Annotated in this window: 20 protein-coding genes; 16 read left to right on the forward strand and 4 right to left on the reverse strand. The window is 50.9% G+C overall.

Translation table 11 applies throughout. The annotated features are described in order from the left end of the window. Positions 1–6: 6 nt before the first annotated feature. The 4 genes from ACJJI3_RS22485 to gltA form a co-directional block, all read right to left on the reverse strand. Positions 7–1,359 (reverse strand): cytochrome c3 family protein, encoded by a 1,353-nt coding sequence (locus tag ACJJI3_RS22485; protein ID WP_444911362.1) that lies wholly within the window; start codon positions 1,357–1,359, stop codon positions 7–9. Beyond that, entirely contained in the window at positions 1,360–3,387 is a 2,028-nt protein-coding gene (locus tag ACJJI3_RS22490; RefSeq protein ID WP_444940981.1) for an FAD-dependent oxidoreductase, read from the reverse strand. A 488-nt stretch (positions 3,388–3,875) separates the two neighbouring features. Then, a complete protein-coding gene (locus tag ACJJI3_RS22495; RefSeq protein WP_413662988.1) occupies positions 3,876–4,412 on the reverse strand; it encodes a hemerythrin domain-containing protein in 537 nt (178 codons plus the stop codon). 316 nt (positions 4,413–4,728) lie between these two features. Continuing rightward, positions 4,729–6,018 carry a citrate synthase gene (gene gltA / locus ACJJI3_RS22500; RefSeq protein WP_413662987.1) on the reverse strand — a complete coding sequence of 430 codons (1,290 nt, stop codon included), beginning with the start codon at positions 6,016–6,018 and terminating at the stop codon, positions 4,729–4,731. A 439-nt stretch (positions 6,019–6,457) separates the two neighbouring features. Here gltA and sdhC point away from each other — a divergent pair, with 439 nt between their 5' ends. From sdhC to ACJJI3_RS22580, 16 genes are all read left to right on the forward strand, one after another. Then, positions 6,458–6,832, forward strand: coding sequence for a succinate dehydrogenase, cytochrome b556 subunit (gene sdhC, locus ACJJI3_RS22505; protein WP_282933825.1), 375 nt, complete (start codon positions 6,458–6,460; stop codon positions 6,830–6,832). Then, positions 6,826–7,194 (forward strand): succinate dehydrogenase, hydrophobic membrane anchor protein, encoded by a 369-nt coding sequence (gene sdhD, locus ACJJI3_RS22510; protein ID WP_282933824.1) that lies wholly within the window; start codon positions 6,826–6,828, stop codon positions 7,192–7,194. Before sdhC ends, sdhD begins: the two co-directional genes overlap by 7 nt. 3 nt (positions 7,195–7,197) lie before the next feature. Next, positions 7,198–8,970, forward strand: coding sequence for a succinate dehydrogenase flavoprotein subunit (gene sdhA, locus ACJJI3_RS22515; RefSeq protein WP_282933823.1), 1,773 nt, complete (start codon positions 7,198–7,200; stop codon positions 8,968–8,970). Positions 8,971–8,989: 19 nt separating this feature from the next. Next, positions 8,990–9,694: a succinate dehydrogenase iron-sulfur subunit gene (locus tag ACJJI3_RS22520; RefSeq protein ID WP_282933822.1), complete on the forward strand. Its 705-nt coding sequence runs from the start codon at positions 8,990–8,992 to the stop codon at positions 9,692–9,694. Positions 9,695–9,905: 211 nt separating this feature from the next. After that, a complete protein-coding gene (locus ACJJI3_RS22525; protein ID WP_282933821.1) occupies positions 9,906–12,737 on the forward strand; it encodes a 2-oxoglutarate dehydrogenase E1 component in 2,832 nt (943 codons plus the stop codon). Positions 12,738–12,783: 46 nt separating this feature from the next. After that, the gene (gene odhB, locus ACJJI3_RS22530; RefSeq protein ID WP_282933820.1) at positions 12,784–13,983 is read left to right on the forward strand and encodes a 2-oxoglutarate dehydrogenase complex dihydrolipoyllysine-residue succinyltransferase; all 1,200 of its coding nucleotides are present in this window, start codon (positions 12,784–12,786) and stop codon (positions 13,981–13,983) included. Positions 13,984–14,048: 65 nt separating this feature from the next. Beyond that, positions 14,049–15,491, forward strand: a complete 1,443-nt coding sequence (lpdA, locus tag ACJJI3_RS22535) for a dihydrolipoyl dehydrogenase (protein ID WP_444940982.1) — start codon at positions 14,049–14,051, stop codon at positions 15,489–15,491. Between the two features lie 161 nt (positions 15,492–15,652). Further along, positions 15,653–16,819, forward strand: coding sequence for an ADP-forming succinate--CoA ligase subunit beta (gene sucC, locus ACJJI3_RS22540; RefSeq protein ID WP_282933818.1), 1,167 nt, complete (start codon positions 15,653–15,655; stop codon positions 16,817–16,819). Between the two features lie 2 nt (positions 16,820–16,821). Beyond that, complete coding sequence (gene sucD / locus ACJJI3_RS22545) at positions 16,822–17,694, forward strand: succinate--CoA ligase subunit alpha (protein ID WP_108734154.1); 873 nt, start codon at positions 16,822–16,824, stop codon at positions 17,692–17,694. Positions 17,695–18,173: 479 nt separating this feature from the next. Next, positions 18,174–18,893 carry a M12 family metallopeptidase gene (locus tag ACJJI3_RS22550; RefSeq protein ID WP_444940983.1) on the forward strand — a complete coding sequence of 240 codons (720 nt, stop codon included), beginning with the start codon at positions 18,174–18,176 and terminating at the stop codon, positions 18,891–18,893. 435 nt (positions 18,894–19,328) lie between these two features. Continuing rightward, on the forward strand, positions 19,329–20,228 hold the full coding sequence (gene mtnP / locus ACJJI3_RS22555; RefSeq protein ID WP_282933816.1) for an S-methyl-5'-thioadenosine phosphorylase: 900 nt from the start codon (positions 19,329–19,331) through the stop codon (positions 20,226–20,228). 5 nt (positions 20,229–20,233) lie between these two features. Next, positions 20,234–21,181 (forward strand): arsenosugar biosynthesis radical SAM (seleno)protein ArsS, encoded by a 948-nt coding sequence (arsS, locus tag ACJJI3_RS22560; RefSeq protein ID WP_444940984.1) that lies wholly within the window; start codon positions 20,234–20,236, stop codon positions 21,179–21,181. 32 nt (positions 21,182–21,213) lie between these two features. Beyond that, positions 21,214–21,897 carry a TVP38/TMEM64 family protein gene (locus tag ACJJI3_RS22565; RefSeq protein WP_444940985.1) on the forward strand — a complete coding sequence of 228 codons (684 nt, stop codon included), beginning with the start codon at positions 21,214–21,216 and terminating at the stop codon, positions 21,895–21,897. Positions 21,898–21,904: 7 nt separating this feature from the next. Continuing rightward, a complete protein-coding gene (locus tag ACJJI3_RS22570; protein WP_444940986.1) occupies positions 21,905–23,380 on the forward strand; it encodes a dihydrolipoyl dehydrogenase family protein in 1,476 nt (491 codons plus the stop codon). Beyond that, the gene (locus ACJJI3_RS22575; RefSeq protein WP_444940987.1) at positions 23,380–24,054 is read left to right on the forward strand and encodes a TIGR04283 family arsenosugar biosynthesis glycosyltransferase; all 675 of its coding nucleotides are present in this window, start codon (positions 23,380–23,382) and stop codon (positions 24,052–24,054) included. The genes ACJJI3_RS22570 and ACJJI3_RS22575 overlap by 1 nt, the downstream gene beginning before the upstream one ends. After that, positions 24,047–24,700, forward strand: coding sequence for a TIGR04282 family arsenosugar biosynthesis glycosyltransferase (locus tag ACJJI3_RS22580; protein WP_444940988.1), 654 nt, complete (start codon positions 24,047–24,049; stop codon positions 24,698–24,700). The genes ACJJI3_RS22575 and ACJJI3_RS22580 overlap by 8 nt, the downstream gene beginning before the upstream one ends. Positions 24,701–24,713: the final 13 nt, after the last annotated feature.

A 24,713-nucleotide genomic window follows, 5' to 3' on the forward strand; every position in this document is an offset into this window, starting at 1 on the left:
CCCCTCCTATTGGGATTGATTTTGCTTGTTTTTGCTTTTGGTAATCCTTGCAATACGCTCGCGGATCAGCTCGAATGTTTCATGCTTCTCTGCGGGTTTATGCTTGAAATTATTGTTAATCAGAGTTTTGTCAGCCAGGGCAGCAAGGGAGAATTCGGCTCCATGACAGCTCAGGCAAACGGGCATCATTTTTTCATTGGGGCGAAGGTTATGATTTTGATTATGGTTAACTACAACCTGTTCGCCATGGGTTTCCCGTGGTAAATGGCAGCTGGCACAGCTTACGCCACCTTCTGGGTTTGAATTCCAGGTATCGAAGTGAGGGGACTCTTTGTAAGAGAGGCTGTGCTCATCACTGTGGCAACCCAGGCAAGCCTCTACAGCGGCAAATTGCAGATTTACTTCATGGGGCCCGTGACAACTGACACAGCTCAATTCATCCGTTGCGCTGGTATTCATGGGAAGGCGGGCCTGTTGCGGGGAGATGGCGCCGACCTGCTGGATAAAGCCTTCTTCCAGCTTGTTGGACATGCGCATTCCATGTTTTCCTTGAGTGAAGGATTCTTTTTGATCGCTGTGACAACTAGCACATTGCTCGACAATCTCAACACTACTGAATTGCATTTGCCCATCGACGTGACAGCTGCTGCAGTTCACCTCTGTTTGTGCGTGAATACTCTGTGCCCAGACCGTTGCGATTTCTGCAGTCTGGCTAGAGCTGCTAATGTCTGCTTCGCTAACTTTTAAAGGAGCTTTATCTGAATGCTCATTTAGCCAGGACTGAACTGCTGTACGAGCAGGTAGCTTGGCAGTTTCCAATAGATCAGGTTGATCAACATGGGCGATAAGGAAGTCTTCATAGAGGGAGCCATTATCGTGATAGTTGTGGCAGCCCGCACTCGCGCAGGTTTCAAACCCCAGGTCTTTGTGACTACTGCGCTCTTCGGCAATATCGCTGTGGCAGTGAAAGCAAAAGTCGCCCGCCAGGGTTACTCCCATCTCTCCGGTGATTTGTGGTTTGTGCTCAGTGTGACAACTTACACATAGCCGGGCGTCAAGAGTCTCCAGAAGTACAGCATTGCGCGGATCTAAAAATTTCTGCCGGGGGTGTGAGTCGTCTACAAGCTCCAGTTCTTCCGCATGGCAATTCAGGCAAGCTTGCTGAACAGCATCCTCACCGGCAAAGCCATCGGTATGGCAGGAAGTACAAGCCAGCTCAATTTGATGGTGACCGTGCGTGGCATCTCCACTGATAAATAGAGATTTATCGTCAACGTTAAGGTTGTATGCCACCGCAGAGCCGATAGCCAGCGTTAGCAATACACCGTAATGCCAGAATTTAAATTGATATGATTTCATCTAGAAGTAATAAACCGCAAAAATATGGTAGGCGAGAAGGACCGGTAAAGCCCAGAGCAGGGCATAGTGAACTCGGGACCACCATTTTCGGTGTTCGCGAAGTTTCAGGTCAGTCCAGTGGTGGTTGCGCGCCATAAAAACGCCGACGAGAGAACCAGTTGCGGTTGCAGTTAGAAATACCAGCATCAATGCCAAATTCAGGTTTTCACCAAGGCGGAAGCCTGAATGTACAGCGAGAGCAAGTAGAGCGATTAAACCTGTAACGCTGTGTGCATAGCGCCAGTGATCGACATGCCCAAGGCTAAGTTTATTCCAACGTTTCCTGATACTGAGAGCGGCAGTAAACAGGCACATAGCGAGAATGGTATAGCCCGTAACCTGCTTCCAAAAATTGTCGTACCAGAGCTTTTCCCAAAAAAGTGCAGTCTGTACTGAGGGGGAAACTGGAGCTGGCGGCATCAGGAAAGCCAGGGCTATCAGGATTAATGACAGAACAGAAGTTATCAATATCCCCTTGGAGTGCCGCATTACCAAGTTGGGAGCTGGCACATCCAGAAGCTCAGCCATTAGTGGGCGGCAACTACCACAAACAGACCCGGCTGTTGTCGCTTGTTGCAGCTCATTTAAATTGCGCTTCCCAGCGGAAATAGCCTTGCATAATTCCCCTTTGGTGACAGAGTTGCACTGGCAGACTAGATAACTATCGGGAAAATCTTTAATGCTATTGCCGCTTTTTTTGGCAAACACTCGCCCTTCGCTTTCAAAGTCTTTCAGTGTGCGCAGAGAGATTTTTTGTTCCTGTGCTACAGTCTGACGCAATTCATTGGCTTCACCCCAGCTGCCAATATAAATGGCCCCAACGATGTATTCTCCTTTGATAAATAAGCGTCTATAGATCCCCTTAAAACGATTGCGATAGACATGGCTCTCAACGCCCTCTTGCTGATTGAGGTTTTCCGGGGTTACCTCTCCCATTATTCCGCAGGGAATATGGGCAATTTTCAGCTGAATATCGGTATAAGTGCCGGAGTAGGGCTGCGAGAGAGATTTACCGCTATGGTTGCGACGAATATGTGAGCAGCAGCTTTCAGCTTGTTCGTAGCCCGGTCGGACCAATTGGTAGACTTTCTTGTCAAACTCAGCGCACTCGCCTACGGCGTAAATATCCGGGTCGGAAGTTTGCATCCATTCATTGACTACGATTCCGCGTTTAGTTGAAAGTCCGCTCTGTTCGGCCAGGCTAATTTCCGGCTTAATCCCAGTGCACAACACGATAGCGTCGACGGGAATTTTTTCGCCACTTTCAAAAGTGAGTAGGCGCTTGCTATCGCTCTCTTCAATGGATGTTAGGGAGTCCGAAATTTTTAACTCTACACCCAGTGCAGTGAGTGCGGACTTTAGGAACTCCTCTCCTTCTTCACCCAGGAGCCCGCTGAGTAAGTGTCCTCTGGATTGTAAAGTGATGTTGTTTTTAGGTGTTTTTAACGCGGTTGCAGCTTCAAGGCCCAGAGCACCAGCACCGATAACACAGATGTCTGCATTCTGCTCCCTTAACTCAAGTAAATCATTGGTGTTACGCAGACTTCGAAAAGGGTAAACACCAGGCAGATCCGCACCCGGAATCTTCGGAATAATAGGATTTGATCCAGTCGCTATTATTAGCTTGGAATAAGGTTGTATATTCCCTGCAGCATCGGTGACTGTTTTTTTGGAGCGATCAATAGAGACTATTTTACGGTCAATATATTCTGCTAGGCGGTGGTCACTTTGACTGAGAATAGGGTTATCAAGCTCCTCCAACTCTACATGGCTTGATAGATATTGAGAAAGTTTAACCCGGTTGTAGGGAGACTCTGTTTCTGCTCCATAGATAACAATTTGAGCTTCATCACAGAATTCTAATAATTTTTGTGCACAACGCACACCCACCGGACCAGTACCGATAATTACATAAATTGGGTAACTGTTATCATTAGTATGGATGCCGCTTGGTAATTGCTCGACAAGTGTGTCGTCTAGCTCAGTCATACCTCCCCCCGACTGCTTTGATTTTCTATTAGTCTTTGTATTTTTAATTTGTCTGCCAGATGGCTTGCTAACTTTCTTAGACTAATATCCCACTCTTTAGTGTTTTTTTGAATTCTAATCCCTATATGTTTAAACAAAATTAAATAAACGTCTAGTGCCGATTAGAGCATGACGATAGAGAATTGGGTGTAAAGTAAGGTCAGGTCGGAAAATAAGGCTGAATTTAACTGGCGTGCACAGTTTTTTTGAGGGCTAAATGTATCTTGCCCAAATTCGGTGCTTATATTTAATTTGATTGTGAAAAATTGGCGGGGTGAGGGGAGTGCTTTCCAGTTACTCTGTGACCGCTGAGCGGCCAAAAAATATGCGGCCCCGTCCTTGTGGGCTGCGGACTGTAAAATAGTATGCCTATTGTAAAGATTTGTTTCTTATCGGCATTCCTAGGTTAAATATCTCACTACTCCTGATAAAAAAACTAAACGTTGCTTTTAGGAGGGTTGGTAAAGGACGTAGAGTTCTTTTTCTTCTAGGGCAGTACGGCGAGTTAGCGCTTCACCGATTTTCTGATAATCCATTTTGAAATCGCGAACCATTTCAGGAGTGAAGGCTTCGTGGTTATAGCGTTTGCAAAATTGCACAACAGCATTTGCAATTTCATTCATATCGGTGCGGAAATCTTTAACTACTTGCAGTGTGTGGGCATCGCCAGCCAGTGCTTGCTCCAGGTATACGTAAAAACGTACATTTTCTTTGATTAGATGGGCCTGGAAGCCAGATTTAAATTGGGTCAGTAGCTGCGACAACTGGCGGTAGTTCTGCTTCTCATAACCCTCTGACCACATGCGCTGAAAAATACTGATCAGGGTGCGGTGATCGTCTTCAAGGGCTTTGATTAGAGTGGGATCGTAAGAGATTGTGCGGGCACCTTTAGCTCCTGCATAAGAGCTGCGAGTATATTTTTCCTCAAGGTCCGCCGCGTCTTCTGTTTTGTTACTTCGGAACATTCCAGAAATAAAACTAAGCATGAATTTAGTCTCAGTAAATTTAAAGGTTTGTTATTAGGTCTGATAGCGCCGCGAAGTTGGGGGTAACTTAAAGAAAGCAAAGCTGTTTGGGTCCCGGCGGGCGTGGCGGATTTTACATTGGATGACAGTTGGTTTAACTGTTATGGAAGGGGCGAGTAAAGCAAAATTTCCAAAGTGGGACTTGTGTCACACTTTAGGTCTTTGCTTTTTAATTTTTATCGAAAAGTAGTTGATTATTGCCAGTGAAATTAAAATAAATTCAAATATCCAGTTAATAAAAAACCCGGCATAGCCGGGTTTTTTTGATTGCTTGAGCTTAGCGCTGCTCGAGCGGTACATAATCGCGCTGCGGGTAGCCGGTATACAGCTGGCGAGGACGACCAATTTTGTACGGATTGGAAATCATTTCATTCCAGTGTGCAATCCAGCCTGAAGTACGTCCGGTGGCGAAAATTACGGTGAACATATCGGTGGGGATACCGATAGCCTTCATAATAATGCCGGAGTAGAAATCTACGTTCGGGTAGAGTTTCTTCTCTACGAAGTAATCGTCCTCAAGGGCGATTTTCTCCAGCTTTTTGGCGATCTTCAGCAGAGGATCATTTTCTGCACCCATGGCGCCCAAAACTTCATCACAGATGCCCTGCATTACGCGGGAGCGTGGATCGAAGTTCTTGTAGACGCGGTGACCAAAGCCCATCAGGCGGAAGGGGTCATTCTTATCTTTGGCGCGCTTCACGAATTCGTCGATACGGCTTTCGTCGCCAATTTCCTGCAGCATGTTCAATACCGCTTCGTTGGCACCGCCGTGAGCGGGTCCCCACAAAGTGGCAATGCCAGAAGAAATACAGGCGAACGGATTGGCACCAGAAGAGCCAGCCAGGCGAACAGTGGAGGTGGACGCATTCTGCTCGTGGTCTGCGTGCAGCAGGAAGATGATGTCCATTGCCTTGGCGACAACCGGGTCTATCTTGCTGGGCTCGCAGGGGTTGCCAAACATCATGTGCAGGAAGTTCTCGGAATAGCTGCGGCTATTGTCCGGGTACATGAAGGGCATGCCCTGGGAGTGCTTGTAGCACATCGCTGCCAGGGTTGGCATCTTGGCAATCAGGCGGTGGGCGGAAATCTCGCGGTGCTCCGGATTGGTGATATCCAGGGAGTCGTGATAGAAGGAAGCGAGGGCACCGACTACGCCACACATCATCGCCATTGGGTGGGCATCGTAACGGAAGCCTTTAAAGAAGCTCACCAGGGATTCGTGAACCATGGTGTGAGACATAATGGTGTCTACATACTTCTTCTTTTCTTCTGCGTTGGGCAGTTCGCCATTCATCAGCAGGTAGCAGGTTTCCAGATAATCGGATTTTTCTGCCAGTTGCTCGATGGGGTAGCCGCGGTGCAGCAGTTGGCCCTTGCCGCCATCAATAAAGGTGATCTTGGAATCACATGAGGCGGTAGATACGAAGCCCGGGTCGTAAGTAAATAAGCCTTTACTGGTCAGACCGCCGACATCAATAACATCGGGGCCGAGGGTGCCGGAGCGAACTGGCATCTCAAGGGCGCCGTCGATACCATCGACTGTGAGGTGCGCTTTTTTATCGGACATTGCGGACTCCTAAAAATGTTCTTATGCCGGCCTTTTCCCGCTGTTTTCGGGAGCTAGCGGCCTTTTGAGCGGGGCCAAACTTAAGTGCCGCGCCGCAAATTGTCAAACCAAAAGGAATGGACGACCAGTCTACTGGCGACAGGATATCCGGTTCCGCTCCACACTCGTAGAGTATTTGTCTAGATAATGCACAGGAAAGTCTGAGGAAATCCCGCGATTCCCGATTTACTGCGCGATACTGGTGGGAACCCGGCGTAATCGCAGGCGTTCGTTGTGTTTTGACTAGTGAATGCCTATAATCCGCGCGGCTTGCGCCATGGTACGGCTACTTTGTATAAGGCTTCATCAGGTCGAGTGCAAAGTAATCAGCAAGCAGCTCGTCCCTCCATTGAAAAGCTAACGGGCGCCCGGTCGTTCAGGGCAACAAGGTGTTTTTCCTGTGAACAAAAACAGACCTGTCAATTTAGACATTTCCACTATAAAGCTTCCCGCTACCGCTGTGGTTTCCATTTTGCATCGTATTTCCGGTGTAGTGCTCTTCGTTGTTGTTGCACTACTACTGTGGATGCTCGATGTCAGTTTGGAATCCGAGCAGGGATTCGCCGAAATTGCAGCGGTATTTAACAGTATCCCTGCCAAGCTCATTCTTTGGGCATCGCTGGCGGCACTTATTTACCACATCCTGGCAGGTGTTCGTCATCTGTTTATGGATATGGGAGTAGGTGAAAGTCTCGAAGGCGGCCGTCGCAGCGCTGTGTCAGTGCTGGTGCTGGCTGTAATCCTTATTCTTCTGGCGGGAGTATGGTTGTGGTAAAAACAGTAACAAGCTTTGGCCGTAGCGGTACTTTCGATTGGCTCTACCAGAGAGTCACTGCGGTAATATTGCTCGCCTATACCCTCTTTATAGTGGGTTTTATCTTTTTCAGTAAAGACTTCGGCTACCAAGCCTGGTCCGAACTGTTCGCCCAGCGCTGGATGCGTGTTTTCAGCCTGGTTGCCTTGCTGTCCACCATTATTCACGCCTGGATTGGCCTCTGGTCCGTGGTAACTGACTACATCACTAACCGGATGATGGGCGGTAAAGCCACTGTTCTGCGCTTGTTCGTAGAAGTGATTCTGGCTGCCGTTGCCGTGTTGTACGCGGTGTGGGGCATTGAAATTCTTTGGGGTGTATAAGCAATGGCGAACATGCGTACTATTTCATTTGACGGGATTGTAATTGGTGGAGGCGGTGCCGGTATGCGCGCTGCCCTGCAGATGGCCCAGTCCGGCTATAAAACTGCGGTTATTACCAAGGTATTCCCGACTCGTTCTCACACAGTATCTGCCCAGGGTGGCATTACCTGTGCAATTGCCAGTTCAGATCCCAACGATGATTGGCGCTGGCATATGTACGATACCGTTAAGGGTTCCGACTATATCGGTGACCAGGACGCTATTGAATATATGTGTTCCGTAGGTCCAGAAGCGGTATTTGAGCTGGAGCACATGGGCCTGCCTTTCTCCCGTACTGAGGAAGGTCGTATTTATCAGCGCCCCTTCGGCGGTCAGTCTAAAGATTTCGGCCGCGGTGGCCAGGCTGCACGTACTTGTGCTGCTGCTGACCGTACCGGCCATGCACTGCTGCACACCCTCTATCAAAACAACGTTAAGCACAAAACCGAATTCCTGAACGAATGGTTTGCGATTGACCTGGTGAAGAACCAGGACGGTGCTGTTGTGGGTGTGATCGCCATGTGCATCGAAGATGGCGAAGTGGTTTATATCAAATCCAAAGCGACTGTATTCGCTACCGGCGGTGCCGGTCGTATCTTCGCTTCCACCACCAACGCGCACATCAATACCGGTGACGGTGTCGGTATGGCCCTGCGTGCTGGCATGCCGGTCCAGGATATTGAGATGTGGCAGTTCCACCCCACTGGTATTTACGGTGCCGGTGTACTCGTGACCGAAGGTTGTCGCGGTGAGGGTGGCTACCTGATCAATAAAGATGGTGAGCGTTTTATGGAGCGCTATGCGCCCAACGCCAAAGACCTCGCTTCCCGCGACGTTGTGGCTCGCTCTATGGTTCTCGAGATTCTCGACGGCCGCGGCTGTGGCCCGGAAGGCGATCACGTATTCCTGAAGCTTGATCACCTGGGTGAAGAGCTGCTCAACAGCCGTCTGCCCGGTATCTGTGAGTTGTCCAAGACCTTCGCCCACGCCGACCCAGTTAAGGTGCCGATCCCGGTAGTACCTACCTGTCACTATATGATGGGTGGTATTCCCACCAACGTTCACGGTCAGGCTCTGACCCAGGACGCTGCGGGTAACGATCAGATTGTTGATGGCTTCTACGCCTGTGGCGAAGTTGCCTGTGTGTCCGTACACGGAGCCAACCGCTTAGGCGGTAACTCCCTGCTGGACCTGGTGGTTTTCGGTCGCGCTTCCGGCCTGTTTATTGAGAAGTCCCTGCGCGAAGGTATCGAGCACCGCGAAGCTTCCGAGTCTGATCTCGAAGCCGCTATGGCCCGCTTGAATCACCTGGAAACCAATGAGAAGGGTGAGAAGGCTGCCGACCTGCGCAAAGAGCTGCAGGGCGTGATGCAGAACCACTTCGGCGTATTCCGTCGCGGCGACTTTATGGCCGAAGGTGTGAAGAAGCTTGCAGATCTGCGCGAGCGTATTGAAAATGTGCGCCTCGAAGACAAGAGCCGTGCGTTTAACACCGCCCGTGTTGAAGCGCTGGAGCTGCAAAACTTATTGGAAGTTGCCGAGGCCACTGCAGTTGCTGCAGAGACCCGCACTGAGAGCCGCGGTGCTCACGCCCGTGAGGACTTCCAGGAGCGCGATGATGAAAACTGGCTGTGCCACTCTATGTATTTCCCCACGGAAAAACGTGTTGGCAAGCGTGCAGTAAACTTCGCGCCTAACACTATGGAAGCCTTTGAACCGAAAGCTCGGACTTACTGATTCGGGAGCGGAATAGAGTATGTTGAAAGTAAGCATTTACCGTTACAACCCGGAAACCGACAAAGCGCCTTATATGCAGGACTATGAGCTGGACACCAAGGGCAAGGACCTGATGGTGTTGGACGTTCTGGAACTGCTGAAAGCCGAAGATCAGACCTTGTCTTTCCGTCGTTCCTGCCGTGAGGGCGTTTGTGGCTCCGACGGTATGAACATTTCCGGTCGCAATGGTCTGGCGTGCACTACGCCACTGTCTGAAGCTGCCCCCAAGGGTAAACTGGTTCTGCGTCCGCTGCCGGGCCTGCCTGTTATCCGCGACCTGGTTGTGGATATGGAGCAGTTCTACGAGCAGTACAAGAAGATTGAACCGTACCTGCAAAACGATACTCCGGCTCCGGCTATCGAGCGTCTGCAGTCTCCGGAAGATCGCGAAAAGCTCGACGGTCTGTACGAGTGTATCCTGTGCGCCTGCTGTTCCACTTCCTGTCCGTCTTTCTGGTGGAATCCGGACAAGTTTATCGGCCCAGCTGGTTTGTTGCAGGCTTACCGCTTCCTGGCAGATAGCCGCGATCTGGCTACTGATGAGCGCCTGTCAAATCTGGATGACCCCTTCAGTGTATTCCGTTGTCACGGTATTCAAAACTGTGTCAATGTTTGCCCGAAAGGACTGAATCCGACGCGCGCGATCGGCCATATCCGCAATATGCTGCTGACCCGCGCCGTGTAGGGGATGCTGCGGCCGGTTATCGGCCCGCTGGGGTTCGCGCTCTGCGAACCCGGTGCCAGGTAGGGTGCCAAGCAAACGACAAAAAGCCGGTTCTAACCGGTAAAAAACTGAAAAGGGGAGGTGGCTTTGTGCGCCTCCCCTTTTGTGAGTGAAAGGAAAGCGCAGTGGCTCAAGAGAAGATAAGCACACTGCAATTGAGGTAGGCATCAACATGCACGAAAGTACCATGGAGCAGCTGTGGCGTAGCTCCCATATCTCCGGGGGCAATGCTGCCTACGTGGAGGAGCTTTACGAGACCTATCTGCACGACCCCAACGGTGTCCCCGAGGAGTGGCGCAATTATTTCGATAGCCTCCCCCGCGTTGAGGGCAGCAGCGATGTTTCCCACGCCGCTGTTCGCCAGCACTTTGAGCTGCTCAGCAAACACCGCGCGCGTCCGGTGGCCGCTCCCGGTGCGGCCGGCTCTGCCAATATTGAGCACGAGCGCAAGCAGATTAAAGTTCTGCAACTGATCGATTCCTACCGCCATCGCGGCCATAAAAAAGCGACCCTCGACCCCCTGGGCTTGATGGCTCGCGAACAAGTGCCCGACCTGCAACTGAGCTACCACGGCCTGACTGAGGGTGATTTCGATACCACTTTCAATACCGGTAGCCTGTTCCTCGGTAAAGAAGAGGCGACCCTGCGTGAAATCGTCGAGGGTTTGGAGAATACCTACTGTGGCAATCTGGGTGCGGAGATCATGCATCTCTCCAACCTGGAAGAGCAGCAGTGGTTCCAGCAGCGCCTTGAGCGCAGCCAGTCTAAAGCCAACTTCGGCACCGACATCCAGATTGAAATCCTGCAGCGCCTTTCCGCCGCTGAAGGCCTGGAGCGCCACCTGGACTCCAAGTACCCCGGCACCAAGCGCTTCGGTGTAGAGGGTGGTGAGAGCCTGATCCCGATGATGGATGCCCTGATCCGTCGCTCCGGCACCTACGGGGTGAAGGAAGTGGTGATCGGTATGGCCCACCGCGGCCGCCTGAATACCCTGGTCAATATCCTCGGTAAAAACCCTGCGGATCTGTTCCAGGAGTTTGAAGGCAAGAAGACCCTCGATACTTCCGGTGACGTGAAGTATCACCAGGGCTTCTCCTCTAACGTGATGACTCCCGGTGGTGAAGTGCATCTGGCCCTGGCCTTTAACCCGTCGCACCTGGAAATCAGTGCGCCCGTGGTAGTGGGTTCCGTGCGCGCCCGCCAGGATCGCCGCAAAGATGCGACCGGTGAGAAAGTAATGCCGATCAACATCCATGGCGACGCAGCTTTTGCCGGCCAGGGTGTGGTGCAGGAAACCCTACAGATGTCCCAGACCCGCGGTTACTACACCGGCGGTACTGTGCACATCGTACTGAACAACCAGGTGGGCTTTACCACCAGCAAGCGTGAAGATGCCCGCTCCACCGAGTACTCCACCGATCCCGCTAAGATGATCGATGCGCCGGTGCTGCACGTAAATGGCGACGACCCGGAAATGGTCGTACTGGCTGCGCTGCTGGCGGTGGATTACCGCTACGAATTTAAGAAAGACATCGTTATCGACCTGGTCTGCTACCGTCGTCGCGGCCACAACGAGACCGATGACCCCTCTGGTACCCAGCCGCTGATGTACCAGACCATCCGCAAGCACAAGACTACCCGCACGCTCTATTCCGAGAAGCTGGTGGGCGAGGGCATCCTGGACAAGGTTGCCGCAGACAAGCTGGCCAACGATTACCGCGATAAGCTGGATGCCGGTGAAGACGTTGCTACCGGTCTTGTGAAGAAGCCGGACTCCTCCATGTTTGTGGACTGGAGCCCCTATCTGGGCCACGACTGGCAGGTGCCTGCAGATACCGGCTATGCGCTGCCGAAGCTGCAGGATGTCGCCACTCGCATGACCAACGTGCCCGATGGCGTGGTAATGCAGCGCCAGGTCTCCAAAATTTATGAAGACCGCCGCAAAATGGCCGGTGGCGCCCTGCCTCTGAACTGGGGCATGGCGGAAACCCTGGCTTACGGCACTCTGCTGGAAGAGGGCTTTATGGTCCGCTTTACCGGTGAAGATGTGGGTCGCGGTACCTTCTCCCACCGCCACGCGGTGGTTCACAGCCAGAAAGACGGTCAGAGCTATGTGCCTTTGCAGCATATGTTTGAAGACCAGCCGCCTTTCTATATCTACGACTCGCTGCTGTCCGAAGAGGCGGTGTTGGCGTTTGAATACGGCTACGCCACCACGACACCAAAGTCCCTGGTGGTGTGGGAAGCCCAGTTTGGTGACTTCGCCAACGGTGCCCAGGTTGTGATCGACCAGTTCATCACTTCCGGTGAGCACAAGTGGGGCCGTATGTGCGGCCTGGTAATGCTGTTACCGCACGGTTACGAAGGCCAGGGCCCAGAGCACTCCTCTGCGCGTCTTGAGCGCTTTATGCAGCTGTGTGCGGAGCACAATATCCAGGTGTGTAACGCCACTACCCCGGCACAGATCTTCCACCTGCTGCGTCGCCAGGCGGTGCGCCCAATGCGCCGTCCTCTGGTGATTATGAGTCCAAAGTGGATTCTGCGTCACAAGTTGGCCACCTCCAGCCTGGAAGAGCTGGCAGAAGGTCGCTTCCACAACGTGATCCAGGACCAGGGTGTAGATCCAGACAAAGTGAAGCGTGTGGTTCTGTGTTCCGGCAAGGTTTACTACCACCTGCTGGAAGCCCGTATGGAGCGCGAACAGGAAGATGTGGCGTTCGTACGAATCGAGCAGCTGTACCCATTCCCGGACGAAGAGTTTGTGGAAGCGGTTTCCGCATTCAAGAAGATCAAGAGTGTTGCCTGGTGTCAGGAAGAGCCCATGAACCAGGGCGCCTGGTACTCCAGCCAGCACCACTTGCGTCGCCTGTTGTCGGAAACCCATCCGAAGCTGGATCTGGAATATGTGGGCCGCGCCCCATCCGCAGCACCTGCGGCGGGCTATATGTCCACGCACCTTGAAGAACAGAATAAGTTCATCAACGAGGCGCTGACCGTCAAATAACCGGCGGCAGTAATAAGTGAAGAGTCAATCTCAGGAAACAGAAAAAATGACGATCGAGATTAAAGCGCCAACTTTCCCTGAATCAGTTCAGGACGGAACTGTCGCCACCTGGCATAAACAACCTGGTGAAGCTGTGTCCCGCGATGAACTGATCGTGGATATCGAAACCGATAAAGTTGTGCTGGAAGTTGTTGCACCTGCCGATGGTGCCCTGACTGAAATCATCAAGGGTGAGGGCGATACCGTTCTCTCCAATGAAGTGATTGCCAAGTTTGAAGCGGGCGCTGGCGCAGCTGCTGCCCCGGCGGAAGAAAAAGCAGAAGCTCCGGCTGCCGAAGCCGCAGCTCCTGCGGCTGGCGACAAAATTGCTATGCCATCTGCCAAGAAAATGGCTGCTGAGAAGGGCGTAGACCTGGCCGGTGTTGAAGGCACTGGCAAGGGTGGCCGCGTTCTTAAGGAAGACGTAATGAAAGCGGGCACTGCGCCGGCTGCCGCTGCTGCACCTGCCGCCGCTGTTGCTGAAGTTGCGGTTGCTCCGGGTGAGCGCGTAGAGAAGCGTGTTCCCATGACCCGTATGCGCAAGCGTATCGCTGAGCGCCTGCTGGATGCTTCCCAGTCCACCGCCATGCTCACCACCTTTAACGAGGTGAACATGAAGCCGATTATGGACCTGCGCAAGAACTATAAAGACCTGTTCGAGAAGACCCACAACGGCACTCGCCTGGGCTTTATGGGCTTCTTCGTAAAAGCTGCAGTAGAAGCGCTGAAGCGCTACACCGCAGTGAATGCGTCTATCGACGGCAACGATATCGTTTACCACGGTTACCAGGATATCGGTGTGGCGGTTTCCTCGCCGAAAGGCCTGGTTGTGCCGATTCTGCGCAACGCGGAGAACATGGGCCTGGCGGATATGGAAAACAATATCCGCGATCTGGGTGTTCGCGCCCGCGATGGCAAACTGTCTATCGAAGAGATGACTGGCGGTACCTTCACCATCACCAACGGTGGTGTATTCGGTTCCCTGCTGTCCACTCCGATTCTGAACCCACCGCAAACTGCAATTCTGGGTATGCACAAAATCCAGGAGCGCCCGATGGCGGTAAATGGCAAGGTGGAAATCCTGCCGATGATGTACCTGGCGCTGTCCTATGACCACCGTCTGATCGACGGTAAGGAAGCGGTTGGCTTCCTGGTAGCGATCAAGGAAATGATCGAAGATCCAGCGCGTATCTTGCTCGAAGTTTAAACAATAAATCTTGGGGCCTGCGGGCCCCCTCGATCACACTGCATTAGAAATATCTGGAACTGATCATGTCCGAAAAATTTGACGTAATCGTAATTGGCTCCGGTCCTGGTGGTTATGTCGCTGCCATCCGTGCCGCTCAGTTGGGCCTGAAAACGGCTTGTATCGAAAAGTGGAAAAACAAGGAAGGCAAATACGTAAATGGCGGTACCTGCCTGAACGTTGGCTGTATTCCTTCCAAGGCACTGCTGGACAGCTCCTGGAAATACCACGAAGCCAAAGATGCTCTCGACGTGCACGGCATTGAAGTCGGCAAGATCAAGATGGATGTCAGCAAGATGATCGAGCGCAAAGGCGAGATCGTTAAGAAACTGACCGGTGGTGTAGCAGGCCTGTTTACTGCCAATAAAGTGACCTCCATTTTCGGTACCGGCAAACTGCTGGCCAACAAGAAAGTGGAAGTGACCGACGACGAAGGCAACAGCACCGTTTACGAAGCTGAAAACGTTATTCTGGCTTCCGGTTCTGTACCGGTAAATATTCCGCCCGCTCCGGTAGACAACAAAATTATTGTCGATTCCACCGGTGCTTTGGAATTCACTGAAACTCCAAAGCGTTTGGGTGTTATCGGTGCCGGTGTTATCGGTTTGGAGCTGGGTTCTGTATGGAACCGCCTGGGCTCCGAAGTGGTTGTTCTGGAAGCGATGGATAAATTCCTGGCGATCATGGATCAACAGGTTGCCAAAGAGTCCCAGAAGATCTTCAAGAAGCAGGGCCTGGATATCCGCCTCGCTTGCCGCGTAACCGGCTCCGAAGTGAAAGGCGAAGAAGTGGTTGTTACTTACCAGGACAAAGATGGTAAAGAGCACCAGGAAACTTTCGACAAGCTGATCGTTTGCGTTGGTCGTCGCCCTTACACCGAAGGCCTTCTTTCTGAAGATGCCGGTGTGAAGATGGACGAGCGTGGATTCATCTATGTCAACGACCTGTGCATGACTTCTGCACCGGGCGTATGGGCGATTGGTGACGTGGTACGTGGCCCAATGCTGGCACACAAGGCCTCAGAAGAAGGTGTTGTGGTTGCTGAACGCATCGCTGGCCAGAAGCCGATGATGAACTACGACGTTATTCCCAACGTTATTTACACTCACCCGGAAATCGCTGCGGTCGGTCGCACCGAAGAGCAGGTGAAGGCCGATGGCGAGCCCTACAACGTAGGCAGCTTCCCGTTTGCTATCAACGGCCGCGCTATGGCCGCTAACGATACCCAGGGCTTTGTGAAAATCATTGCTCACGCGGAAACTGACCGCGTACTGGGTGCCCATATTGTTGGCCCGTCTGCCGCAGACCTGGTTCAGCAGGTGGCGATCGCGATGGAATTCGGCTCTAGTGCTGAAGACATCGGTATGACGGTATTTGCGCACCCGACTCTTTCCGAAACTGTGAAAGAAGCGGCGCTGGGCGTGAATGGCCATGCGATTCACACCGTAAATCGCAAGAAGCGCAAGTAAGAATATTTTTCGATTTCGGGGCACTAATTATTGATTAATTAGCGCCCCGGTTTCATTTGTGGAATTTGAAATTTGCAACGACGGAAATTTTAAATTTCTCTTTTAGGTGCAGAGTGATCTGCAATTAGTAAACACATTTTATATGTGAATTGGTATTGACTATGAACTTGCATGAGTATCAGGGCAAACAACTGTTTGCGGAATACGGATTGCCGGTTTCCAAAGGCATTGCAGCGGAAACCCCGGCAGCGGCAGCAGCAGCGGCTGACGAAATTGGCGGTGATAAGTGGGTAGTAAAGGCCCAGGTACACGCTGGTGGCCGCGGTAAGGCTGGCGGTGTAAAGCTGGTAGATTCCAAGGCAGAGATTGAAGAGTTTGCCAAGAAGTGGCTGGGCGAGCGTCTGGTAACTTATCAGACAGACGAAAATGGCCAGCCGGTTTCCCGTATCCTGGTTGAAAGCTGCACTGACATCGACCAAGAACTGTACCTTGGCGCCGTTGTTGACCGCTCCACCCGTCGTATCGTTTTCATGGCTTCCACCGAAGGCGGCGTTGAGATCGAGAAAGTAGCGGAAGAGACTCCAGAAAAAATCCTGAAAGCCACCATCGATCCGCTGGTAGGCGCTCAGCCTTACCAAGCGCGCGAGCTGGCTTTCAAGCTGGGCCTGAACCCGACTCAGGTTAAGCAGTTCACCAAGATCTTCCTCGGCCTGGCAAAAATGTTCCAGGAAAAAGATCTGGCCCTGCTGGAAATCAACCCGCTGGTAATCACCACCGAAGGCAACCTGCACTGCTTGGACGCCAAAGTGGTAATCGACAGCAACGCGCTGTACCGCCACGCTGACCTGCGCGAAATGCACGATCCTTCCCAGGAAGATTCCCGTGAAGCGCACGCTGCCAAGTTCGACCTGAACTACGTAGCTCTCGATGGCAACATCGGCTGCATGGTAAACGGTGCTGGTCTGGCCATGGGTACCATGGACATCGTAAACCTGCACGGCGGCAAGCCAGCTAACTTCCTGGACGTTGGCGGCGGCGCGACCAAAGAGCGCGTTGTTGAAGCGTTCAAGATCATCCTGTCTGACGAGAACGTAAAAGCCGTACTGATCAACATCTTCGGTGGTATCGTTCGCTGTGACATGATCGCCGAAGGCGTTGTGGGCGCAGTAAAAGAAGTTGGCGTTAAAGTACCGGTTGTTGTACGCCTGGAAGGTAACAACGCAGATCTGGGCGCCAAGGTTCTGAGCGACAGTGGCCTGAACATTATCGCGGCTACCAGTCTGACCGATGCGGCTCAGCAAGTGGTTAAAGCTGCGGAGGGTAAATAATCATGTCAGTATTGATTAACAAAGACACTAAAGTAATCTGTCAGGGCTTCACCGGCTCCCAGGGTACTTTTCACTCCGAGCAAGCGATTGCTTACGGCACCAAGATGGTTGGTGGTGTAACTCCGGGTAAAGGCGGCCAGACTCACCTGGGCCTGCCAGTATTCGACACCGTTAAAGAAGCGGTAGAGAAGACCGGCGCTGAAGCTTCCGTAATCTACGTACCTGCGCCTTTCTGTAAGGATTCCATCCTGGAAGCGGCCAACGCTGGTATCAAGCTGATTGTTTGTATCACCGAAGGTATCCCGACTCTGGATATGCTCGACGCTAAAGTGAAGTGCGATGAGCTGGGCGTGCGCCTGATCGGCCCGAACTGCCCGGGTGTTATCACTCCGGGTGAGTGCAAGATTGGTATTATGCCAGGTCACATCCACAAGCCAGGTAAAGTGGGCATCGTTTCCCGTTCCGGTACCCTGACCTATGAAGCGGTTAAGCAAACCACCGACTACGGCTTTGGCCAGTCCACCTGTGTGGGCATCGGTGGTGACCCCATCCCGGGTTCCAACTTCATCGATATCCTGGAAATGTTCCAGAACGATCCGCAGACCGAAGCAATCGTTATGATCGGTGAGATCGGTGGCACTGCTGAAGAAGAAGCAGCTGCTTACATCAAGGAAAATGTTACCAAGCCTGTAGTTTCCTACATCGCTGGTGTAACTGCTCCTCCCGGCAAGCGTATGGGTCACGCGGGCGCGATTATCTCCGGTGGTAAAGGCACCGCTGACGAGAAGTTCGCTGCTCTGGAAGACGCTGGTGTTAAAACCGTGCGCTCCCTGGCTCAGATCGGCGACGCTCTGAAGGAAATTACTGGCTGGTAAGTAATTGCCAACTTTTAGTTTTCAAAAAAGCCACCCATTGGGTGGCTTTTTTTATGGCTGTATAAAGTCGGGTCAGATTAGGCAGGGTTGCGCTGGGCTCCCCCAGTAAATAGTTTTACCTATCTTTACATTTTCATGGTGTTTACAGTTTTATCTGTTGTTAAGTTTTCTTTTTTTCGCTGAAAGTTGATTTTCATTCTCTCTTCATTTTTTTACTTCTATCTATAAGCCACGTAAGTCTGCGTTTTGTAAGGTTTTTCTTGTAGTTCCTGGTTCTTTTGGTTGTTTGCTGAAAATATTTGAATATTTTTTATTACAGAAATCGATTTTGGTTTTGGTGTTAGGAAAAGGTTTTTTGTGATCTCTTCCCTCTTTTTGTTTTCTCTTTCTGTGGGGTGAATTTTGACTTGCCGAATTTGGTGCGGCAGTGTTGGTTCTCGTTATGGCAGCGAAAATAACTTTTCAGGAGGTGCGTCAGCATGGGGCTAGCTATAGATAAAAATATTCGAAAAATATCCTATAAGATAGACTTTGGTGGATTTTCTTTGGATAGAAATGAAGAGGTAGGTGGGGTTTGGCCGAATGGTGTGGTGAAATATTACGTGCCTTCCAATTTAGATTCCGGTTATGTTAATTCGGTAAAAAAGGCTATATCTCATTGGGAAATTTGCATTTATCGAAAGTTCAGATTTGCAGCGATTAAGTTCCTGCAGGTTGGAGCGGCAGGCCGTGGAGTGGTTACCATTAAGGACGACCGCAGTAGTGCGACAGTAGGGTTTACCAATAAAACCGATCAATATTGTGGTGTAGATTGGAAATCCAATAGAGCTGCGATTGCCTCCCTTCCCCATGAAATCGGTCATACACTGGGTTTGGCCCACGAACACATGCGTGCCGATGCACCTCTGTCAGTGAAGAACACACTGGACTCCTTGCAAAAGCAAACTCGGGTGCAAACTCTCACCCGGTTTTTAACACACAATTCTGCTTTTGATGGAAATTCAATCATGATGTATGACGACCAGGCAAGGGCACTGGGGATTGTAAAAAACACTCGTGAGGGAGGCTGTAAAATATCGGCCAATCAGGTGAATAGTTCTACCTGGAATCCCAGTGCTGGGGATTTGGATATGCTTTCTTATCTCTATGATGGCAAGCGTCAGACTCTGCCGAGATCTTTTGCCGGGCCTTTGATGTAGCCGAAAGAACTAGGGTGCGATGCGATTATTTTTTTTGGAATAAAAATAAGGGAGTTTTTTGCTCCCTTTTTTATGTTGCTACATGGTGTCGGGCTGAGCTGTAGTGGCCTCTTTAAAATTCAATTTCATATCTATCAATTAAGAAAAGACTTTGTTGGGTTTTGCTAGGAGAATATTGCCTTTTCTGTGTCGATGATTATTAACTGTCAGCTCTTAATGTGGTGGATAGAAATTCATTATCGTAAGCTGTAAATCGTGACGTTCTATTGATCTAAATTCTGAAGAATAACTCTAGCTTACCTGTAAAATTTTAGCGGCCAGGGTATAGGTAATAGAGATGCCACGGCTTTTCTAAGTTTCCTTTATCGTCGCTGGTGATATACACGACTTGCCCCCACTCCTATACTGCCGAAAACCAACTGTTTAGGAGCGGATATGACCAGGGCATTGATTGGGGTGATTGGAGGTAGTGGTCTGTACGATATGCCGGGGTTGACTGAGGTGGAGGAGGTCCATATCGACACTCCCTTTGGCAGGACTTCGGATGCCATTGTCTGCGGTAAGCTTGCAGGTGTGCCAGTAGCTTTCTTGGCCCGTCATGGTCGCAATCATCACCTGGTCCCTTCCCAAGTACCTTATCAGGCAAATATCCATGCCCTGCGCCAGCTGGGCGTGCGCTACATCCTATCTCTCTCAGCTGTGGGCTCCCTACAGGAAGAGGTACGGCCGCTGGATATGTTAATCCCCGATCAGTTCATTGATATGACTCGCCGGCGGCAAAGTACCTTTTTTGGAGATGGTGCGGTTGCCCATGTGTCCATGGCCGATCCTGTATGCCCTGCTGTCGCTGATAGTTTGGCGCGTGCTTTCACGCTGACCCAGGCAGAGCAGCCAATTGAGTTACACCGGGGCGGCAGTTATATCTGTATCGAGGGCCCCCAGTTTTCCACCCGTGCCGAGTCCCACTGGTATCGCAGTATGGGGGCGTCGGTCATCGGTATGACCAATATGCCTGAGGCCAAGTTGGCCCGGGAGGCACAAATTGCCTATGCCACGCTGGCCATGGCTACTGACTACGATTGTTGGCACCCTCGTGAGGAGGCGGTAACCGCAGAGATAGCGATTGCTAATCTTCAGCAAAATGCCGCGCGCGCGCAGCAGATTGCGATGGAAGCTATACGTATTTTAGGCGCTGAGCAACCGGAGTCCTCCGCTCATACAGCACTGTTGAGCGGTCTGGTGACTCCGCTCGAAGCTATGCCTGAGGAGACACAAGCTGTAATAAAACCACTGCTTGCTCCGACAGAACCAGAGCTTGAAGAAATGGAGCAGTGATATCGATGCGTGAGACCTTACCCCTGCTGGAGCTATCGGACTTCCCCTCTCTGCACCGGGGGGCCATTGAGACCTTGCAGGTCAATATTGGCTACCGTTGTAATCAGCGCTGTTTACACTGCCACGTCAATGCTGGGCCTAATCGAACCGAGATGATGTCGGACGAAAATTTGGCGCTGTTATTGGAGGTTCTCACGGTCCGTAAACCCCGTGTGCTGGATGTGACTGGTGGGGCCCCGGAATTGCACTGGGGCTTTCGATCCCTTGTAAGAGGGGCGCGTGAGCGAGGAGTACATGTAATAGATCGCTGCAACCTGACAGTTCTTTTTGAGCCGGGCCAGGAAGATACCGCAGAATTCCTCGCTGAAAACCAGGTTGAGGTCGTTGCCTCCCTGCCGTGTTACTCAATCGATAATGTTGATAAGCAACGAGGTAAAGGGGTATTCGATAAGAGTATTGCCGCGCTACAAAAATTAAATGCATTGGGCTACGGCAAGCCCGGCAGTGGCTTAGAGCTTAACTTGGTTTATAACCCCCAGGGACCCTTTTTACCCCCGGAGCAAAGTGCTTTGGAGGCGGACTATCGAAGAGAGTTGGCAAACCACTTCTCCATTAAATTTAATCATTTGTTCGCTCTCGCCAATATGCCAATCAAGCGTTTTGGTTCCATGTTGGTTTCCAAGGGGCAGTTTCACGATTATATGGCGCTACTTAAAGACAGTTACAGTGCGGATAATCTCGCTGATGTTATGTGTCGCAGCTTGGTTAGCGTCGATTGGCAGGGAAACCTATTTGATTGCGATTTTAACCAACAACTCAATATGCCTATTCCCGGCCGATTACATTTGCGAGATTTAATCGAGATGGATCTGAAGGGATCGGCAATTTGCGTTGCAGATCACTGTTATGGTTGTACAGCCGGGCAGGGCAGTAGTTGTGGTGGGGCTCTCTAGCTTTCTGTTATGGCGGATGGAACCTGAAAACGATGAGTAAAAAAATCCTGTTAGTAGCCGCTATAGTCGTATTGGTGGTGGCTTTCTACGCGCTTGATCTGCACCACTGGTTGAGCCTGGAAAAGTTAAAGGCTGGAGCGGAGGACTTTAAGCGCTGGCAGATGTCGTCGCCGCTTTTAGTCGGATTTTTGTTTCTGGTCTTCTATATTTTGGTGACTGGCTTATCACTTCCCGGGGCAGCAATTCTAACTATTGCAGCCGGCGCATTGTTCGGTCTTTTCTGGGGTACTGTAATCGTTTCGTTTGCTTCCAGTATCGGTGCCACCCTGGCCTTTTTAATGGCTCGATATTTATTCCGGGACTATATTCAGGGGCGTTTCTCAGAGCGGCTTCAAGTCGTCAATAAGGGAATTGAGCGGGAGGGGGCATTTTACCTTTTTGCGCTGCGATTGGTGCCGGCTTTCCCTTTTTTCCTAATTAATATCCTGATGGGGCTCACCCATATTAAAGCCTGGACTTTCTACTGGGTTAGTCAGCTCGGAATGCTGGCGGGTACGATAGTTTACGTAAATGCCGGCACCCAGTTGATGAGAGTGGAAAATCTCAAGGATATTTTATCTTTGCCACTATTATTGTCTTTTGTTCTATTGGGTGTGTTTCCCTTAATTGCAAAATATGCGCTCAACTGGCTTAAGCGCAGGCGTCAGGCTGGATGATCTAATTATGCAGAAACCTAAGAAGTTTGATCGTAACTTAATTGTCGTTGGTGGTGGTGCGGCGGGCCTGGTTACGGCTTACATCTCTGCGGCGATAAAAGCAAAAGTCACTTTGATCGAAGCAGGTAAAATGGGGGGAGATTGTCTCAATACCGGCTGTGTACCCAGTAAAGCATTGATTATGTGTGCGCGACAGGTCCATAGGGCAAGATGTGCGGGCGAGTTTGGGGTTGTACTCCATGAGCCAACAATTAATTTTCCCCGGGTTATGCAACATATCAAGGAGTCGATTAAAACTATTGAACCCAATGATAGTGTGGAGCGCTATAACGAGCTGGGGGTTGAAGTGCTCAAGGGAACTGCAGAGCTTATCGATCCCTGGACAGTTAAAACCCAATTAAATAGTGGAGGGGAGAAAACCCTGACGGCAAGGGCTATTGTACTAGCCACTGGCGCCGAGCCGAGTGTTCCGCCTTTTCCTGGGCTCGATCAAGTGAATTACCTCACCAGTGATACTTTATGGGAGCGGTTTTCTCAGTTAAAAAACCCTCCCCACAGGCTGGTATTACTGGGTGGGGGAGCTATTGGTTGTGAGCTGGCACAAGCCATGGCCAGGTTGGGTTCGGAAGTGGTTCTGGTGGAGAGGTCCGACACTATATTATTGGAGTTGGATGCTGACGTATCTGCGGCCGTCGCTGAGGCGCTTACTCTGGATGGCGTTAAAATTTTGACAGACCACGAAGCTGTTGAGTTTGAAGGTGTTCCTGATCGAGAAGGAGGCATACTCATTGTAGAAAATAAGGGCGATAGGGTTAAGCTCGAGTTTGATGAGGTGATACTAGCTCTCGGCAGAAAGGCGAAAGTAACCGACGAAGGTCTCGAGAACCTGGACTTGCTGGATAATGGCAGGTTGAAACTTGATGGCTACCTGCGAACTCGCTATCCACATATCCTTGCAGCTGGGGATGTGGCAGGGCCATACCAATTTACCCATATGGCCTCACACCAAGCTTGGTATGCAGCGGTAAATGCCCTTTTTGGTGATATTAAAAAATTTGCCGTAGACTACTCTCTGGTTCCCAGTGCTGTATTTGTCGATCCGGAAGTGGCGACTGTAGGCCTTTCTGAAAAAACTGCTAGTGAGCAGGGAGTGAATTACGAGATAACCCGCTATGATATCGAGCATTTGGACCGAGCTATAGTCGATGGTGCGCGGCGAGGATTTGTCAAAGTCCTTACGGTGCCGGGAAAAGATAAAATACTAGGTGTTTCTATTGTTGGGGAAAATGCTGCAGAACTAATTGCGGAGTTTATTTTAGCGATGAAGCATGGGTTGGGGTTGAATAAAATTCTCTCAACCATCCATATCTATCCCACTATGAGTGAAGCCAATAAATTTGTCGCGGGCAATTGGAAACGTGCTCACGCACCAGCAGCTATTTTACGTTTCTTAGAGGTTTTTAACCGCTGGAGGCGCAACTAATGCAATTCAGTGTGATAGTTCCTCTATTAAATGAAAAGGAACACATAGCCTCTTTACTGGAGCACTTGCAGCAATTGAGCGTGCAGGAAGATTGTGAGGTTATTGTCGTAGACGGCGGCAGTACCGATGGTAGTGTTGAGATCCTAGAGCAGTCTGATTTGCAGCTGCTCCACGCCACTCGGGGTAGGGCGGTTCAGATGAATGCCGGTGCGTTAATGGCTAAAGGTCAGTGGTTAGTGTTTTTGCATGCCGATAGCCGTCTACCCGCAGATGCCCTCAAGTCCATCACAAACCTCGAAAAGGAGAATGCCCACTGGGGGCGTTTTAATATGCAAATTGTCGGACACAGTTTTTGGTTTCCCTTGATTGCGACTTTAGTTAATTTACGCTCTCGTTTTAGTGGTATTGCTACAGGGGATCAGGCCATTTTTGTGCGCCGTGGTTTGTTCGAAACTATCGGTGGATTCCCTGCGCAGCCGTTGATGGAAGATATTGCGCTGAGTCGCCGTTTGCGCAGTTATTACTGGCCCTATTGTTCTCGTGAAAAAGTAGAAACCTCAGGGCGTCGCTGGGAAAAGTACGGCGTATTGAGAACCATTTTATTGATGTGGCGATTGCGTTTTGATTACTGGCGGGGCGTATCAGCAGAGAGTTTGGCAAAACGCTATGAGTAGTTTTCTATTGCCGCCCATGCGTCTTGTAGTGATGGCTAAGGCTCCGTTGCCAGGGTATGCAAAAACTCGGCTAGTTCCTACTTTGGGAGAGAAGGGCGCAGCCGCTCTCGCATTACAGTTATTGCAGGATACATTGGCAGAAGCGGTTAAGGCGAATCTGGGCCCTGTCGAGCTGCATGTTGCGCCTAACTCCAGGCACCCTTTTTGGCAGGAGTTCAAGTTGCCTCAGGGGGTAAAGCTATACAGCCAGTCAGAAGGTGATCTCGGTCAGCGCTTGTGGCGGGCTGCGAAAAGTTCTTATGCCGCTGGCCAGGGGCTCTTTTTATTGGGGACAGATTGTCCGGCATTAAATGCAGAAAGAATCCGAGCCGCAGCTGTGGCGCTAGTGCATACGGACTCTGTTATGTATCCCGCAAATGATGGTGGCTACACCCTGTTGGGCTTGAAGTACCTGCATTCTCGCTTGTTTGAAGATATATGTTGGAGTACTGAAGTCGTTGCCCAGCAAACCCTGGAGCGATTACTGGAATGTGATATGCGGTGTCAGCAATTGGATGTGCTTGCGGATATTGATGAACCTGAGGATTTGCAGTTTTTACCTAGAGCTCTTTTGAGGAATCTGGCAGGTTTTCGGGAAGCAGATTAAAAGCAATTGAGAG

This window comes from Microbulbifer maximicatervae (SeqCode), from assembly GCF_052466985.1.

Coding starts and splice junctions, on each gene's coding strand:
- ACJJI3_RS22485 (WP_444911362.1), bottom strand. CDS start 1,359: ATGAAATCATATCAATTTAAATTCTGGCATTACGGTGTATTGCTAACG.
- ACJJI3_RS22490 (WP_444940981.1), bottom strand. CDS start 3,387: ATGACTGAGCTAGACGACACACTTGTCGAGCAATTACCAAGCGGCATC.
- ACJJI3_RS22495 (WP_413662988.1), bottom strand. CDS start 4,412: ATGCTTAGTTTTATTTCTGGAATGTTCCGAAGTAACAAAACAGAAGAC.
- gltA (WP_413662987.1), bottom strand. CDS start 6,018: ATGTCCGATAAAAAAGCGCACCTCACAGTCGATGGTATCGACGGCGCC.
- sdhA (WP_282933823.1), top strand. CDS start 7,198: ATGGCGAACATGCGTACTATTTCATTTGACGGGATTGTAATTGGTGGA.
- ACJJI3_RS22520 (WP_282933822.1), top strand. CDS start 8,990: ATGTTGAAAGTAAGCATTTACCGTTACAACCCGGAAACCGACAAAGCG.
- ACJJI3_RS22525 (WP_282933821.1), top strand. CDS start 9,906: ATGCACGAAAGTACCATGGAGCAGCTGTGGCGTAGCTCCCATATCTCC.
- odhB (WP_282933820.1), top strand. CDS start 12,784: ATGACGATCGAGATTAAAGCGCCAACTTTCCCTGAATCAGTTCAGGAC.
- lpdA (WP_444940982.1), top strand. CDS start 14,049: ATGTCCGAAAAATTTGACGTAATCGTAATTGGCTCCGGTCCTGGTGGT.
- sucC (WP_282933818.1), top strand. CDS start 15,653: ATGAACTTGCATGAGTATCAGGGCAAACAACTGTTTGCGGAATACGGA.
- sucD (WP_108734154.1), top strand. CDS start 16,822: ATGTCAGTATTGATTAACAAAGACACTAAAGTAATCTGTCAGGGCTTC.
- ACJJI3_RS22550 (WP_444940983.1), top strand. CDS start 18,174: ATGGGGCTAGCTATAGATAAAAATATTCGAAAAATATCCTATAAGATA.
- mtnP (WP_282933816.1), top strand. CDS start 19,329: ATGACCAGGGCATTGATTGGGGTGATTGGAGGTAGTGGTCTGTACGAT.
- arsS (WP_444940984.1), top strand. CDS start 20,234: ATGCGTGAGACCTTACCCCTGCTGGAGCTATCGGACTTCCCCTCTCTG.
- ACJJI3_RS22565 (WP_444940985.1), top strand. CDS start 21,214: ATGAGTAAAAAAATCCTGTTAGTAGCCGCTATAGTCGTATTGGTGGTG.
- ACJJI3_RS22570 (WP_444940986.1), top strand. CDS start 21,905: ATGCAGAAACCTAAGAAGTTTGATCGTAACTTAATTGTCGTTGGTGGT.
- ACJJI3_RS22575 (WP_444940987.1), top strand. CDS start 23,380: ATGCAATTCAGTGTGATAGTTCCTCTATTAAATGAAAAGGAACACATA.
- ACJJI3_RS22580 (WP_444940988.1), top strand. CDS start 24,047: ATGAGTAGTTTTCTATTGCCGCCCATGCGTCTTGTAGTGATGGCTAAG.